The organism is Lentisphaera araneosa HTCC2155 (assembly GCF_000170755.1).
GTDB classification, from domain to species: Bacteria; Verrucomicrobiota; Lentisphaeria; order Lentisphaerales; family Lentisphaeraceae; genus Lentisphaera; species Lentisphaera araneosa.
The window spans coordinates 270,203-286,368 of record NZ_ABCK01000004.1; the positions used below are offsets into that span (position 1 = coordinate 270,203).

At 41.4% G+C, this 16,166-nt stretch carries 12 protein-coding genes and 1 pseudogene; 7 read left to right on the top strand and 6 right to left on the bottom strand.

What is annotated here, in order from left to right; translation table 11 throughout:
* Positions 1 to 71 precede the first annotated feature (71 nt).
* The gene (locus tag LNTAR_RS05465; protein WP_007277647.1) at positions 72 to 3,197 is read left to right on the top strand and encodes an alpha-mannosidase; all 3,126 of its coding nucleotides are present in this window, start codon (positions 72 to 74) and stop codon (positions 3,195 to 3,197) included.
* Between the two features lie 31 nt (positions 3,198 to 3,228).
* On the opposite strand, the gene LNTAR_RS05470 is transcribed toward LNTAR_RS05465, so the two are convergent.
* Complete coding sequence (locus LNTAR_RS05470) at positions 3,229 to 4,347, bottom strand: tripartite tricarboxylate transporter substrate binding protein (protein ID WP_007277648.1); 1,119 nt, start codon at positions 4,345 to 4,347, stop codon at positions 3,229 to 3,231.
* 113 nt (positions 4,348 to 4,460) lie between these two features.
* Here LNTAR_RS05470 and LNTAR_RS05475 point away from each other — a divergent pair, with 113 nt between their 5' ends.
* Positions 4,461 to 5,117 (top strand): glycoside hydrolase family 71/99 protein, encoded by a 657-nt coding sequence (locus LNTAR_RS05475; protein WP_157473269.1) that lies wholly within the window; start codon positions 4,461 to 4,463, stop codon positions 5,115 to 5,117.
* Positions 5,118 to 5,332: 215 nt separating this feature from the next.
* Here the strand turns inward: LNTAR_RS05475 and LNTAR_RS05480 are convergent, their stop codons facing one another.
* Positions 5,333 to 6,787: an IS1380-like element ISLar2 family transposase gene (locus tag LNTAR_RS05480; RefSeq protein ID WP_007277650.1), complete on the bottom strand. Its 1,455-nt coding sequence runs from the start codon at positions 6,785 to 6,787 to the stop codon at positions 5,333 to 5,335.
* A gap of 338 nt (positions 6,788 to 7,125) precedes the next feature.
* On the opposite strand from LNTAR_RS05480, the gene LNTAR_RS05485 reads away from it, so the two are divergent.
* Both LNTAR_RS05485 and LNTAR_RS05490 read left to right on the top strand, forming a co-directional pair.
* A complete protein-coding gene (locus LNTAR_RS05485) occupies positions 7,126 to 7,482 on the top strand; it encodes a discoidin domain-containing protein (protein WP_238527718.1) in 357 nt (118 codons plus the stop codon).
* A gap of 64 nt (positions 7,483 to 7,546) precedes the next feature.
* Positions 7,547 to 7,837 carry a Dabb family protein gene (locus LNTAR_RS05490; protein ID WP_007277653.1) on the top strand — a complete coding sequence of 97 codons (291 nt, stop codon included), beginning with the start codon at positions 7,547 to 7,549 and terminating at the stop codon, positions 7,835 to 7,837.
* 202 nt (positions 7,838 to 8,039) lie between these two features.
* On the opposite strand, the pseudogene LNTAR_RS25195 reads toward LNTAR_RS05490, so the two are convergent.
* The 4 genes and pseudogenes from LNTAR_RS25195 to LNTAR_RS05505 form a co-directional block, all read right to left on the bottom strand.
* Positions 8,040 to 8,672, bottom strand: a pseudogene (locus tag LNTAR_RS25195) (nucleotidyl transferase AbiEii/AbiGii toxin family protein); the annotation flags it as partial.
* A gap of 15 nt (positions 8,673 to 8,687) precedes the next feature.
* On the bottom strand, positions 8,688 to 8,879 hold the full coding sequence (locus tag LNTAR_RS25200; protein ID WP_007277655.1) for a hypothetical protein: 192 nt from the start codon (positions 8,877 to 8,879) through the stop codon (positions 8,688 to 8,690).
* The gene (locus LNTAR_RS05500; RefSeq protein ID WP_007277656.1) at positions 8,879 to 9,472 is read right to left on the bottom strand and encodes a type IV toxin-antitoxin system AbiEi family antitoxin domain-containing protein; all 594 of its coding nucleotides are present in this window, start codon (positions 9,470 to 9,472) and stop codon (positions 8,879 to 8,881) included. Before LNTAR_RS05500 ends, LNTAR_RS25200 begins: the two co-directional genes overlap by 1 nt.
* A gap of 273 nt (positions 9,473 to 9,745) precedes the next feature.
* Entirely contained in the window at positions 9,746 to 11,413 is a 1,668-nt protein-coding gene (locus LNTAR_RS05505; RefSeq protein WP_040914290.1) for an arylsulfatase, read from the bottom strand.
* Positions 11,414 to 11,614: 201 nt separating this feature from the next.
* Here LNTAR_RS05505 and LNTAR_RS05510 point away from each other — a divergent pair, with 201 nt between their 5' ends.
* From LNTAR_RS05510 to LNTAR_RS05520, 3 genes are all read left to right on the top strand, one after another.
* Positions 11,615 to 14,284 carry a glycosyl hydrolase family 28-related protein gene (locus LNTAR_RS05510; protein ID WP_157473272.1) on the top strand — a complete coding sequence of 890 codons (2,670 nt, stop codon included), beginning with the start codon at positions 11,615 to 11,617 and terminating at the stop codon, positions 14,282 to 14,284.
* Between the two features lie 51 nt (positions 14,285 to 14,335).
* Complete coding sequence (locus tag LNTAR_RS05515) at positions 14,336 to 15,163, top strand: hypothetical protein (protein WP_007277659.1); 828 nt, start codon at positions 14,336 to 14,338, stop codon at positions 15,161 to 15,163.
* A gap of 105 nt (positions 15,164 to 15,268) precedes the next feature.
* The gene (locus LNTAR_RS05520) at positions 15,269 to 15,835 is read left to right on the top strand and encodes a hypothetical protein (protein WP_007277660.1); all 567 of its coding nucleotides are present in this window, start codon (positions 15,269 to 15,271) and stop codon (positions 15,833 to 15,835) included.
* The last annotated feature ends 331 nt before the right edge of the window (positions 15,836 to 16,166 follow it).

Here is a 16,166-nt window from a genome sequence, read left to right on the forward strand (position 1 = left end):
TAGCTTATATACTTTGAAAGTAGTCCATAAAATGTATACTATAGGTAAATACGCGAAATAAAGGTCTTATTATGCTCTTAACACAAAAAACTCTTCAAAAAATTGAACGAATCGTAAGCACGTACGAAGAAAAAATATTCAATCCTCTTAGCGAGATCAAGTCTTTTGAGCTCTTCGAATGCCAAGAACACCTCCGTTCTGTCCCTGATCAATCTAGCGAAAATATTGCTTTACCGCATCAGTGGGGTTCCGTATGGAATAACTCCTGGTTCAAAACTGAGTTCACCATAAGCAAAGACCATATTGGCAAAAAACTTTATCTACAGCCGAAAACTGAAGGCCGAGAGACGATGCTATGGGTCAATAATGAAGCCAAAGGTATCATTTCAAAAGAATTAGAAGTTGGTGCTCGCGGTTATCACCACACGCTATTTATCGGTGATAATTATTCGGAAGGCAAAAACATTGCACTTGCATTGGAATGTTATGCCGGTCACCCCTGCATTGGCTGTCACCCCGGAGATGAAAGAGAATCCACGACCTTTACTAAAGAAGAGTATATCCATACCTTTCAATCCTGCTTCATAGTCGAGCGCGATGAACTCATTAAAGACTTTGTTTTTGACCTCAAAACGCTTCTACAAATTGTCCAGCACCTCCCTGAAGAGAGCTTCCGAAAAGGTACCGTAGCCGCCTGTTTGGAAAAAGTCTTTTTACTTATTTCTCAGAGCCCTGTCGACACCCAATCAAAACAACTTCGCAACTCACTAAAAGTCGCACGTTCAGTCATGGCTCCAGAGTTAGAAAAGAAAAATAGCCCAAGTGCTCCGATCGCGGGAATCATCGGTCACAGTCATATGGATACGGCTTGGTTGTGGACCACGCAAGAAACACAACGCAAATGTGCCAGAACGTTCTCCAATGCTCTCAACCTTATGGAGCAATACCCCGAATACATGTTCCTTCAGAGTTCTGTTCTTCACCTCGAGGATATCAAAACTAACTACCCTAACATCTTCAAGCAGATCAAACAACGCGTCGCCGAAGGACGCTGGGAGCCCAATGGAGCCTCCTACGTCGAAGCCGATGGCAATATCACTGGAGGAGAAGCCCAAATACGTCAATTCACCCGTGGGATGAAGTTCCTCAAAGATGAATTTGATTACACACCTGATAGTTATTGGTTACCCGATACTTTTGGTTACAACGCCGCCTTACCCCAAATCATCAAAGGCTGTGGGCTCAAATATTTCTTAACCACTAAACTCTCGTGGAATGAATCCAATACTTTCCCCTACGACAGTTTTAAATGGCAGGGTATCGATGGCTCCGAAGTTGTCGCTCATTTTAACGAGACTCACTGCTGGCCTGACCCCCAAACTCTTTTAAGTCGTTTAAACGGACTCGAAGAAGGTAAATACACTGGAAATAAGTTCAGCATTCGCCATAAAGATGTCACTGACAAGAGATATATTGCCTACGGCTTTGGTGATGGCGGCGGTGGTCCCATGTACGAAATGCTAGAAATGGCACGTCGCTGTGAAGATTTGGAAGGTGTCCCAAAAGCTCAGCACATGACCCTCAGCCAGTTTATGGATAACATGGTCGAAACGAGTCCCCAACTTCCTGAACATCGCGGCGAACTTTACCTGGAATTGCATCGTGGTACACTCACACATCAACACAAAATTAAGCGCTACAATCGCAAACTAGAAGTCGCTATGCGCCTTCTGGAATATCTAGACGTACAAAGCAAGCTTAGCGGTGGGGATGGCATAGCAAAAGAAACCTTAGATGCATTATGGAAAACTCTTTTAGTGAATCAATTCCACGACATCCTACCTGGAACTTCAATTCCAGAAGTTCACGATTTGGCAATAGAACAATATGAACAAGCAATGGAAGCCTGCCGAGAATTAGCAGAAATCCCCCAAAGCTACGGCAGCGGCGAATACAGTTTGCTCAACACCCTCAACTGGAATCGCAATGATTACTTCAGTATAGCTGTGGACTCAACAAAGCTTTCTATGAAGAACCTTGCTTCAGAACCTTATAATGACCTTTATGGGACGGATCACTTACTCATCAAAAGCGATGTCGATGGCCTCAGCACTAGAAATATTGAAATTGTGAAAAACAGCAAGATAGAAAACTCCAGTCCTTTCTCAATCAAAGAAAAAGTGTCGACTCCCTATTACGAATTTAAACTTACGCCCGATGGTGAAATCAAAGACCTTATTTCACTGAAACACCAACGCCGACTCACAAAAGAAAGCCAAGCTTTCAATGAATTCCTCATTGGCGAAGATATACCCGCGCTTTGGGATAGCTGGGATATAGATTTTGATCAGCAAGTAAAAATGCAGGTAAGCGCTCAACATATTAAAACAAAGATCGTCAATCAAGGTCAATTACACTTACGTATTAGAAGCAAATACTCAATTGGTAACGCTTCCCATATCCAACAGGATATCGTTTTTTATGCGGAGTCCGCAAGAATTGATTTCGAAACCCTCGTGGACTGGAATGAAGATCACAAGCTCCTGCAAACGAGCTTTGACCTCGATGTATTCTCCAATAGCATCAAATGCGAAATCCCCTTTGGTTACATCGAACGCCCGACTCACAATAACTCTATGGTGGATCGAGCTTGCTTTGAGTTCTCTCAACACAAGTATAGCGATATTTCGGAAACGCGCTTTGGTGTAGCGTTCCTTAATGATGGCAAATACGCTATAGATGCAAACGGCTCACGCGTCAAGCTCAGCCTCCTCAAAAGTGGTGGCCACCCCGACCCACGCGGTGACAAAGGCCAACACTTTATGGTTTATAGCCTACTCCCTCACGACGGCCAGCTTTCCAGTGAAGAAGTCATTTGCCCAGCCTATGAACTCAATCATCCACCAGTCCTACTCCCCGCAAATCAAATGACAAATGATTCACTTTGCGAAGTTAGCGAAAGCAACATCATCATTGAAAGCATCAAATGGGCCGACGATAACAGCGGTTACGTGCTTCGCCTCTACGAAGCCGAAGGCACCGCTAGTCAATGTCAACTTAAGCTCAGTTCTGCGGGCTCCGCAATTCACGAGTGCAATATGCTCGAAGAAGAACTTAATGAACTCGAACAAACAGAAAAAGGCATCACACTCCATTTCCGCGCATTCGAAATTAAAACGCTCAAAGTATCACTTTAGTCCCCGACATGTAGATACTCAGCAAATAAACTTAAGCGAGAGTTGCGCATGATTTTTTCTCATCCGCAATTATCAAGCCTAAGGCAAAAACAAAAGCACTACTTATAAGAGGATAAGAAAGGGAGGTCAGTGATAAAATACTGACATAGATTGCGCTGAGCGCAAAAACCTTTAGGGAAGTCTTATTCCAAAGAGGCTCTTCACTTTGGGAATCAGTCTTTTGCAGGAAAGCTAAAATACTTAAGACCACAACAAAGCCAAAGATCCATCGCTCAAAATGGGGAAGAACATCGACTTTTCGCATCGAGACTTTGCTAATAGTTTGTTCCCGCGCAGCAATTTCCGCACTCAATTGGGTCCCTTCCAAAGTCACGGGTTCAATCCAGCTAGTTTTCATGAATTCCTGCATGTCTTTAGACGCCATCGCCTTGGCGATCACTTCTGCCATTTTATTTTGAATTCCTTCCGGAGTTCCCTTGGGCATCCACCAAAAATTCATGTTAGAAGACTTTATATCAAAGCCCTGTTCAAGGGCGGTTGGCAAGTCCGGCACTGCCGCTTGGCGTTGATCGGAGAAAATGGCCAAGGCCCTGAGGCCACCATCTTTATAACGTAGGTATTCGTCGATGGAGAAAACACTCATATCAACATGGCCTCCCATAATCGCACCGTAACGTTCAGCCCCGCCGCCATATTGAACGAAGTTAAACAGAGTCCCTGCATCTGCTTTTTCTAAAATCAGACCTACAAAATGACTCGGGGCACCTATGTTCGCGGCAAAATTCAAGCTATTCGGAGATTGCTTAGCTTCAGCCATTAAGTCATTAAGAGAATCAAAAGCTGATTCACTTTTTACTGCCACTACATTGGGGCTCTTTCCCGTCCCTGCCACAGCCTCAAAAGCTTCCGCTCCGTAAACTGCCTTACCCGCGTGTTTGGCAGTTAAGATGCCTTCGTGAAGCATCAGCATGGTGTAACCATCTGGGCGAGCATGACGCACTCGACGACTGCCAATAGTCCCGCCTGCACCACCGACATTAATCACCACTAAGGGCTGAGGAAATAAGTTTTCCTTTTTAATAACGCGAATCAACTGACGCGCAAAAGTATCACTGCTACCGCCTGCACCAAAAGGAACAATAACTTTCACTGGGCGTTGCGGCCAATTTTCAACCTTGTCAGCACACAGGCTGAAACATGTAAACAAACAAATTAAACAAGCTCAAATCTGAACTTGAAGAATTGCTTGCTATCCGCAAAAGTATGAGCCCGTATCGAGGCTTTAAGAACAGCAAGATTGACAATCAAGGTCTTCATGGAAAAATCATGTGTGGCTATCAGGGTTGGTTTACCGCAAAAGGTGATGGCTCAGGGAGTGACTGGACACATTACAAAGCTGGCAAGGAGCTGAAGCCCGGCTCCATAACCATCGATTTATGGCCTGACATGAGCGAGATGGATAAAGATGAAAAGTACCCTACTCCCTTTAAACATGCCGATGGTTCCACAGCTTATTTATTTAGCTCTTACAATGGCAAAACTGTCGACCGCCATTTTGGCTGGATGAAAGATTATAAAATTAACGGCGTCTTTCTTCAACGCTTTGGCGTCAACCTAAAACGTCCGGATTTGTACAAGCGACGCAACGTAATAACTCATCATGTACAAAGTGCCGCCAATAAACACGGAAGAACCTGGGCAATGATGTATGACCTTACAGGCTTTAAAGCGGGCGATATCAAAAAACACTTAATTCCAGATTGGGTGGCTCTAAAAGATAAAGTGAAAATAACTGAAGACCCCAGTTACCTGCATCACAAAGGCAAGCCGGTCATTTCTGTTTGGGGCATTGGCTTTGATGATGACCGGAAATACTCCCTAAAACCTAAATCGTACGATTTTATTTCCCAAAGGTCGTGATACGCGTGTATAGACTATTTTAGGCATTACAAAAGGGATGATTTTTCTCCTTGAAGTCCATCTCGTTTATCAATTTGACTCCATTGCTCCAGAGATCAGTTTATGGAGTTTTTCGATCTTCAGATTGTGATTTCTGTGTATTTCATCCATTATTTGGGCGTGAGGATCCTGGCGCTTATTGAAAAGCACCCGTTTTTAAAATGTATATTCAGCAACTAAAGAACAGGAAGAACCCAAGGCGTAAGTGATTTCTCCCATATTTGATCAAATTTCAACTCCCTCATTTTCCATGGGGTAATTTTGAGTGTCAATGAGCGTCCTTTATTAATGATTTTTCCTGCTAAATCAAAAAGTTTACGACGTACCGTAGTGGGGTAGCAGTTCCAAGAAAAACCCGCAATGTTGCGTTTGAAAATCTGAAAGAGATTGAAGGATACAATACCCATTGAGTACCAAAGGGAGTTAGCGTGAAAGTCGAGACATGGCATCCTCTCACTTGCGAAATCTTTAGCTGCACGGTGAGTGAGTTCATCAGCTCCGCGGGAATGATCATAATCAATTATTTCTTGATCGGAGCAAGATTTTACGTCAAGATTTGTAAGGATAATACGACTTTCTAAACCTAATAAAGCTTCGCCATTCTCTTCTGTAGGCCGTAAAAACAAAGCTCGATACGCCATCTCTTTGGGCCAAGATTTACGACGTTCTTGAAAAGTAAGGTAATGCCAAGTACAAGCTTTTTTACGATAGACGCCATCGAAGTTTTCGAGTTTTGTATTGGCATGAATCTTGTGATCTGAATAGCGTTTCCCTGCACAAATAAAGTTGATTTTAAGCGCGTCGCAAGCAGCAAAAATCTTTTGATCGTAATAACCACCATCCATTCGAACGATGACCTGAATGTCTTCTCCAAGATTTTCACGAATCATTGGTACGATTTCTTGTAACATCTCAATAGCAACCCCATCGTGATTTGTTGAGCAATGACCTGATTGGAAATAAGTATCGATATACATGCCGTCCCATATGAGGTTGATTGGGTGATAGCCTTCTTTTTTCTTGTAGGTACATTTTACTCCCGCGCGGCATTTAGCGCCGTCGTTATCGTAGACACTGGAGTCTAGAAAGAGAATGACTTTATTCGGATTTTTAGCTTTGAGCGCACTAAGAAAAACCCTGCGGATTAAAGGACGAATCATCTCAACATCTACTGTATAAGCTTTGTGAAGGATTCTTTTTAATGCAGCCGTACCTAGAGCAACTTCACAGCCTAAAAGTTTTTGCCAAGCTTCGTTTTCCTTCAGCGTATCAAAGGTGTTTAAACTACTTTCACGACCGTCCGCAAAAAAGAGTACAAGCTGTAAAAAAGCTTCTTCAAGCTCTATGCCTTTCTTGCTTTTTCTTAGATCTTTAAATACCTGTGCGAGCTCATCACAAATACCTGTGCCATTAATGAAATTAACAAAAGGTGCTAATCCTGCTTGAGAACTTAAGCAGTTTGTGGTGATTCCAATTTTTTTGATTTTTCTTCGACATTCTTTCTTGGATTTTCTAGTTTTTTTGATTTTCTTGGGCATCGTAAGTACGTGGTTTTTGGGTTGAGGTTTTTTGGTCGAAGCTAATTTAACCCAAACTCCACTTTTCACCCACCCAGTGAAGCTTTTATACACAATTCGTACTTCTTAGGTAAAAGAAACCGAAGAGCTCATTGATTTTCTAAAAAATGATCCGGTTTATGGTGGCAATACAGTCATAGTCGGAACCCCTAGTTTTTGGAGAGAAGAAACTCGAGATGCCTTAAAAAACTCTCGTCTTCACGAAGTCTTGGCCAAAGCCGATATTATCAGTCCATGGACACCCGGTCGTTACAGGACTCCTAAACAAGCCACAGAGCATGCTCAGCAGGTCATTAAACCCGATGTCAAATGGTGCGCTGAAAGAAATCTCGAGCACTACCCTGTGATCTTCCCCGGCTTCAGTTGGCAAAAAACCTAACTTCAGATCGATCATTGACCATAAAAATGATAAAAAACGCTGGTCGACTAATGAAGGACAAAAAGTCGGTCACTGGCTCAGTATTGAACTTGATAAGCCAAAATTAGTCAATGGTATCAACATGAACCACGGAAGATCTAAAAACGACTATGCCCCAAAGTACAAAATTGAAACGTCGCTAAATGGTAAGGACTGGCAGAGTGTCGGTGAGTTTAAAGGAACCGCGAAGCTTTCAATAGCACGCTTTAAGGACACAGAAGCTAAATTTATTAGGCTTAGCATCCTCGAAAAGAAAGGCGGCTACTGGTCCATACACGAGCTCGACATAACAGGTAAAGAAAAAACGCAAAAGACTGTAAGCTCACTATAATTAAATAACTTTAAAACTATAAGCCTTCTCCACGAAGGCTTATTTAATAAAATGGAATCATATCATGATTAAGCACGGCGTAGTATTCACCCTCAAGAAAAACTCTCCCCTCACACAAGAACAGTTTTTTAGCCAAGCACTAAAATTAAAAAAGATTGATACCGTTGTAAACTTCGAAGTCGTCAAAGAAACCAGTCCCAAAAACGACTTTGACTTTGGATTATTCATGAACTTCAAAAACCCGCAAGCCTATGAATTTTACAACAATCATCCCGACCACGTAAAATTTGTCGAAGAAATCTGGCTACCTAACGTCGAAGAATTCATGGAAATCGACTACGAAAAAATATTGTAGTTCCTAAGTATCTAAAGCTTAAAACCAACTCAAATTCTATATATTTACCCCTACCTCCAGACTAAACCCTCGAGCTAATGACATTTGCCACCTCCCGCAGTATTGAGGTCTATAGGCATTTCCCTCCTTTTATTGATAGATAAACTTAAATCTTATTTTGAGGGTTTTTCCATCATTAAATCGTAGCGTCGCACCATCCTTCTTAATTAAAAACAGCTTCCAAACATTCCTTAATATCCCTACAGACTTGTTCTAAAGTAAGTTCAATTTTAAGCTTTTTAGTAAAAGCTTTCCATCGAACTTTAATAGAAGGATCATCGTAGAAATATTCTGTAAGTGAACTAATGCCCTCCGAAGGAAAGTCTGTGCCACGTCGCTCAAAAGTTGATACAACAGCCTCTTTAAGTATATCTTCATCAAAACCAAATTGAGTACAAATGACCCAAACGTCGTAAAAGTCCTTCATTCTGCTATTTGCCAAATCCAATAACACCATAGCTTGGAGTTTCTCCGCTATTACAGTTTCACGATTATATACCTTGAGTTGAGGCGCAGGAAGAGTGTCTATAAGGACTTTAAATTCTGTTTCTATTGCATGAGGAGTTACGATGTCTCCTGTTCCCATGTCAAGCTGCACAGGTATGGGTATATGTCCAAGCTTAGACTTAAAAGTTACTCGAAGTCCCTGATACTCTTGATCTTCTTTAATGGGTAAGATCTTGATACTTTCTGCATCGTATTCCATTGCATCATCTTTTGCTACTTCGGTATTACAAATGTCGGCGATAACTTGTTGAATATTGTCAGGAGAAATGTCACCTGTGATTAGAAAGTCAGCATCTTTAGTTGGTCAAAAAGATTTATCACTCCACAAGATAAAGAGCATCGCACCTTTTAAAGTGAATCGATCTTTGTGTTCACTTAAACCCAATCGATAAAGAAAACGTTCTAAGGAATAACGAACCTGAAGGATATTAGGATTAATACCTTGAGCTTTAGCTTGATTACGTAGAAGTTGTTGAACGGATGCAGCTTTGCTCATTATATGGACTCGATATATGGCATCATTACGTTTTTCATACGGCATTTAGTGGCAAGTTCAATAAGCTCTTTACGAGATGTTTTTTTCAGTTGTATAGCTTCTCTTAGAGCTTCCAAGGCAACATCGATACCGACTTTATTTCGATGTTTGAAACAGTCAACCACTGTTTTAGTAGGGCTGTAAACTTTGATAGTAGCACCTGAAATATTGTGTTCTTCAATTTCCAACTGATAAAGTTTTTTACTGGGGTGAATATACTGAATGTCATATTCCTCAAGCTTGGCTTCTTTGACTCCTTGAGGCAGTGATATCCAATGGTCGTAAGGTAGTTGAGTACCTATTTCATGAAAGTGAAGAGCTGATATGAGACAGAAAACCGCTTTAGGGATCTTATGAGCCAGTTCTACGTAAGTAGAGTGAGCACCCATACTTTCTTCATTAATTCGATAGAGGCCTCGAGAAAGGGAGTAGATGTGACCTTGGTCTCTTAGTCTGTAAAGAGTTTTAGGTGCAATCCCAGCATTAAGAATGTCACGGGTTCTATGAATTCCATTGTTTGATCGGAGAAATTCTAGTGCCTGATCTTGGTTCATTTATTCACTTACAAAAGTTATATTAATTACTATATTTAACTATATATATAGTTTAAAATATAACAAACTATTTCTGATACCAAAGCATTATATCTTATCAACCGAACCGAATTTAACTAAATTAAGTACGAAGAAGAATTATTGGTGATTCTTCATAACGGCATTGTAAATTCTTATGTAGCCTTAAGGTTTACAATAAAACCTTGCAGTGAGAGCTAGGGAGGCCTATTCAAATGCGTCGCATGTCAACTATAGAGATACAAAAAAATCAATTCATTCAAGACTATGAATATCCACCTGCCAGGGACCTGCGCTTGAATGGCTGTAGGTGATTTTGATTGTTTTTAGACCGGGCTTTAGGTGAATCCCTTTAAAATAATGTTGAGCTTGATTGCGAAAGTCGATAGTCTGAATTTTCTTATCGTTGATAAGGAGTGAGGCCTGCTTGAAAATGGCCTTCGTTCTAAAGGATATTTCAAATTCCTTATCTTCTTTTACCTCAACTAACCATTCGCCATTCACTTTATCAGAAAGCCAGCCCCCCTGCCCCTGCATATTCACCCAATCTTGACGCGTCAGGGTCGTGAAGACCTCGTGTTTTGTAGCAATAATTGCACAGGGCTTGTTTGCCTGCTGTTTTACAATCTTAAACCATTGATCATAATCCGCGACCAAGCTTTTTAATTTTTCAGGATACTTAGAACTCACATCCTGCAGTTCCCCTGCGTCTGAACTTAAATTAAAAAGTTTTGGTAAAGTCTTGGCATCTGGAGAAACGAGTTTCCACTCTCCCTGAATCAAAGCAGAGTTTCTCATATATTCAGGCTTTGTTCCGCGATGTGATTGCAGAATGATGCTGCGCTCCGGCAAACTTTCTCCTGATAGAATCGGAAGAAAACTTCGCCCATCAAGCTCATTGGGAAAATCGACTTTTAAATCACATAAATCCACTAGCGTTGGCAAAACATCATAATGGGCGATGGCTTCAGTGCTCTGCTTTGATGCTTGACCTGGAACAAAAAGCATAAGTGGACTCAGGACACCCCCCTCAAAAGAACTGGATTTACTCCCCCTTAAGCCAGCGTCAAAACGCTCTCCCCAACCACCATTATCGGAACTAAATAGGATAATTGTCTTTTTATCAATATTCAGTTTTTTAAGCTCATCGCGAAGATCAGCAATATTTTGATCAATGTTCTCCACCATGGCGTAAATAGCCGCCACCTTATCTTTATCGGATCCCTTGTGCTGAGACCAATCGGCGTTTTTGTATTTTTTCAGTAAATCTGCAGGAACATCATGAAAAGGTGAATGAGGTGCATTGGGCATAATACAGGCAAAAAAAGGCTTGTTATTCTCTACTTTTTCACTAATCCATTTGCGAGCTTCGCGAAAAAAGACATCAGTACAAAAACCTTCTGATCTGAAAGCGACTTCGTTGCGATAGAGCATGGAATTGGTATAAGCTCGATTATTCTCGGGGTGATCGGCCGGTTGCCCGAGACCTCCTCCTCGATGAATAAGGCTATAATCAAAGCCCTGATCCATTGCTCTGTATGGGTAACAATCCCCCAAATGCCATTTGCCAAACAGCCCTGTACTGTATTGATTGTCCTTGAAGGCTTCTGCTAGAGTGTACTCTTCGCTTTTCATGATAGAACGCCCTATCCAAGTGTCCGTAACTCCAGTTCTGTAACTCGAACGTCCTGTGAATAAACTGGCACGTGTGGGAGTACAAACCGCATTGACGTAAAAGCGTTTAAAGAGAACACTTTCATTGGCCAACTTATCTAAATGAGGAGTTTCCAAAATGGGGTTGCCCATGAAGCTATAATCACCATAACCCTGATCATCCGTCATGATCAAGATCACATTATATCGCTGTGTAGAAAAAGCTGTCAGAGTCAGCAAACAAGAAAGTAAAACAAAGAGATAAGGCATAAGGGTCAAATAAATTTTTAAAATATTAAATATATATACTGAGAAGATCTAGAGATCTTAATAGCTAAATAACTCATTAGTAAGAACACTAGCCTGATTTGATTCAATCCTTTTAATCAATTTAAAAAAACTATTAAGAAATCATTTTCAGCTAAGTATTATAAGTGAAATGAAGTCATCAATCACAATCAGGATACTCTTTTGCGATCAAAATACATAATACTAATACTAGCTCTGAGCTTTTCCTTGTTCTCCCCCGTACAAGCCTTAACCCAAGAGCCCAATCCCGGCTCACCCCGTTTAGTTGATTTAAAGTATCCCTCTGAGGATCTCGTCCCCATCATTTCTTATGATGTCACACTCCCTCCTTACTCAGTTGATAAAACGGGAAAAACAGATGCCTCCCAAGGGATAAACCAGGCTCTTTTAGACGCCAAAAAACAAGGTGGCACCGTCTTCCTCCCGGTGGGAAGATATCTTATTCAAAAACAACTGCACATCCCCATTGGAGTTACTCTTCGCGGAGATTGGAAACAGCCTACAGCTAAAAACCTCAAGGTCGGCGGCACCATTCTCTTTGCCGACTTTGGCCATGGAGAAAAGGATGGCGCCCCACTGATCCATGTTAAAGAAGGTGGGATTCGAGACCTCTCAATCTTTTACCCGAAGCAAAACATCAAAAGTATTATCCCCTACCCCGTAACAGTTCATTTGAACGGCAATGCAGCCATGAGAAATGTAACTCTAATAAATTCGTATAAAGGTGTGTTAACCGGTCATTTCTCCACTATCATGAACCTTTATGGAACGACTCTAGATGTCGGTATAACTATGTTAAACGCCGGTGCTGTACCACGTTGCAGAAACATTCACCTATCTCCGCGTTACTGGAGTTTCTGTGGTCACAAAAAGGCTCCGAAATTCAAAGATTTGGCCAAAGTCATGAAAGAACGAAAAGCCTATGCTATCCAACTCAACCGTCAGGATGCAGGAATTTTTATGGATATAAAAATCGATAACTACCATACAGCCGTTAAAGTCATGCCACCCCATGGTTGGACCTATTGGCATGACCTCAAAATAAAAGATGTGGAAGTCGGTATTCATTTCACTGGCGGTTCCCTTCAGCGCATGTACGTGACACAGAGCTCTATAGACGCTGAACAGTTTGGCATTTTAATGAAAATGGAAAAAGACTGTTGGCAGGATCAGTGGAATAAATTAAGTAAGAGTGGCAGAAAATATGGTATAGAAAAAGACCAGGCCTTACTGAGAATATATGATTGTGAGTTCTCGAGCAATGGAACAAATATTCATCTCGATGGATCTTTTCGCCAAGAACTCAACCTGCAAGAATGTAGTTTCAACAAATGGGGTTCTAAAGAAAAGGACTATGCTATTTATTGCGAAACCGGAGAAATTGACGTTTATGATTCAATTTTTAAGCAGAACAAAAACCATCTTTACATCGATAAATCCAAAGCAAGCCTATCCTTCGTCGGCAATACTTTCCCTAGTAAGCCTCATTTGCGACTCCCTGCTTCAAATAGCGCAATCATTGATCACACGCCGGCAAAAAATAGCGGCCCTTCAATGCCAGATATTCTTGCTATTCCTAACAGACTACCTGCTCGTACAGAAAAAGCTTCCTTATACATCGTTAAGACAATGACTGATAAAAAAGCTGATGCCAGTACAGCTATTCAAGACGCTCTCAATAAAGCCGGTAAAGATGGTGGCGGTACTGTTTACCTATTGCAAGGAAGCTACCGTTTAACTAATCACCTCACAGTTCCACCTGGAGTTGAATTACGCGGCATCAACGACTTCATGCCACGAGGCACTCAATCTCGAACTCTACTGATTGCGGACATCGCAAAAGATAAAGGCAAGCCAAATAATTCGCCTCTGATTAGTTTACACTCCAACTCAAAACTAGGTGGTTCCGGTGTGACCGGTTTAGCCATTTGGTATGAACATCAGGATTTTAGAAATATTCAGGCTTACCCCTGGACGATTCGTAGCCTGGGTCCTAAGTGCTGGGTCCAACGAGTTTACCTTGGCAATTCTTACAACGCCATCGATTTCGCCACTCATAATAATGATAAACATCTGATTTCTCGTGTCTGTGGCTCGGCTCTAAATCGCGCCTTCATGGTAGGAAACAGCCCAACTATTGGCTGGGTTGATAATTGTCACATTCGCCCTCAGGATTGGTTTTTAGCATCAGAAAAACGCGTGGTCCATCGCAATGGCAATGTTGCTAAAGAAGGCTTTGTTTTTGACATCCCCGGCGATCGATACAACAAACCTGTAATAGGCGATATCTTCCGCGGTACTGAACATAGCCTAATCCCCAATTTGCGTGGTGCTGGAGCCATCACAATTGCCAGTGGTGCAAATGTTCAAATCACCGCCTTTTTCACCAATGGTGCGACTCGGGCTTTTGATTTTATTGACCACGACGGCAGTGGCGGTGGCAGCGCCAATATCCTCATTGGCGGTAGCGAAGCGGGCTGGGGAGCTTGGTTTAAAGACATCGGTAAAAAAGGCGTCACCATGACCAATTTCAGTCTAAATCCCATGACCCGCCTTCCCTACATTGAAGAAAAAGACATTCCAGAAGGTCATCTTCCCAAAGGCATGGCGGTAAAAATAGATTCGACCGTAGCTAATAATCCCATCAACTTTATCAGCCCCAAGTTTTACGGCCGTAAGGAGATTAATCTTGGGGTAGATATGCAAGGTGGAAAGGTCTTCTTCAAACAAGGCGCAACCGAAAACCCCTACGGTGGCTTTTTCCTCAAGGTCAAGGGCGGCTCCTTACAACAAAGAAACACCGAAATGGGTGACATAATAGAAAGTCATTAAACTTCAACAAATGCCTTGAAGAGGGATAGACATAATTAAAGAGCTAAAAAAATGAATCACGATTATCACGGCGCCGTTGAATGTAAAGTATGTCATAGTGTGTACCCCTATGAATCAGTTCCAAATAATTGTACGAATTGTGGGGCTAAATTAGAGTTCCCCAAAAGTGAGACAAAAAAAGAGCTTTATGGTCAAGAAAAATGGTCTCCACTCCTAAATAGCATTGATGAGTTGATGGAAGCCCAATCATTAAGCCACAACATCGACACCACTACTCTGGGAGATCGGGTTAAAGGTCCCGTTACATGTTGCTGGTGTGGCGAATATTATAAGACAAGAGATAATCGCGTTAATTGCGATAGTTGCGGTGGAACTTTGCCCATGCCTGGCTGTGCTGATCCTGGAGAGAAGCCCCCCAAAGATCCAAGAAAACTTCCTTCGGGCTACTGGTATAAACTTTTTATAAAACAAAACATCACTCTTAGGGTTGGACTCTTCTTATTTATTTTGTTTTCAATCCTCAGTGTTTTAATGCCTTTGTGTCTTATCGGCGTTTTAATTGCTATTGCCATACTCATCGATAACTACACACGCTTAAACAATAGCTATCACGCTCTCAAGAACGGCAACGCCCTACTAGGAAAGGTTGAGAGGGTCCAAGTAATTGGCGAAGCTAATGAACCTAAAAATACCGAGATGGGAAAAGTTGATTCAGGCCTTGGCTTTCGAGTTTATTTTTATTTCGAAGTCGGTGGCCAAATGTGTAAGGGCGTTAAAGATACACACGATCCCATTGCTTTAACCTACTTCACTGGCCAGCCTGTATGGGTCGTTCACAACAATAAAAAATCATATTCACTTTGGCCCCCCATTGCGTGATTCGCAAATAATTCACTAATTGAACAAAAACTCATTAAACCCTAAACTCAAAAAAATATAACAGCGTTTACAAAATCAAAATCTTCATCAACAAAAGAGGTAAATATGCAAGACATCAATGTGCTCTACATCATAATAACTTTTATCATTCTAGCAATAATTGGGGGTATTATATATCACGTCCTTCGTTTCATGAAAGGAAAAATCACACTAACGATCCCAATAAAAGTATTCAATTTAAATGATGTTATAAATGGCAACTTTGAACTTCATACAAAAAAAACTATTCAAGGTAATAAATTACTCGTCAGACTTATTGGAAAACACATAAGCATTTCCTACAAAGATGGAAAAACCAAAAAGCGTACTTCTGAGGTTTATAGAGATGAAATTACCATTGAGCAAAACAAAACTTATCAAGCGGGATCTGTAGCTACTTATAACTTTGAATTACCTCTCCCAAAGGAGCATAAATCTGAATTAGCAAATTCTAAAGTCGTCAAAACAGCTGAAGCGGTTTTTGACTTATTTGACGATGGCATGGATTCTGTTGAGTGGGATGTAGTGGTTATCCTAGATGCTAAAGGCGTAGATCTGAAAGCCTCTCAGACAATCTCCACAAATATATTACTAAAAGACATCAGATATTCTCCCGATCCAATAAGCAGGTAGTCAATGAATTAATACCTTTCTAAAGTCATTAAACTTCAACAAATGCCTTGAAGAGGGATAGACATGGGAAATATTCTCTGGTCATAATATCCCTCGAAGAGGGATCAATGTGATTAACTTGGGGTGAACGTAGTGAACCCCGAGGTGCAATACGTACATATATTCGTCCTCGGAGAGGGCGTACTGGAGGGATGTTGGCCGTCTTCGACGACCGGATTTATTTATAACCATGTTCTCCGGGCTAAACCCCGGAGCTAATGACATTTGCCGCCTCCGGCGACATGTATGAATTTTAATTCAATCAATCCCTCAAAGAGGGATCAACGTCATT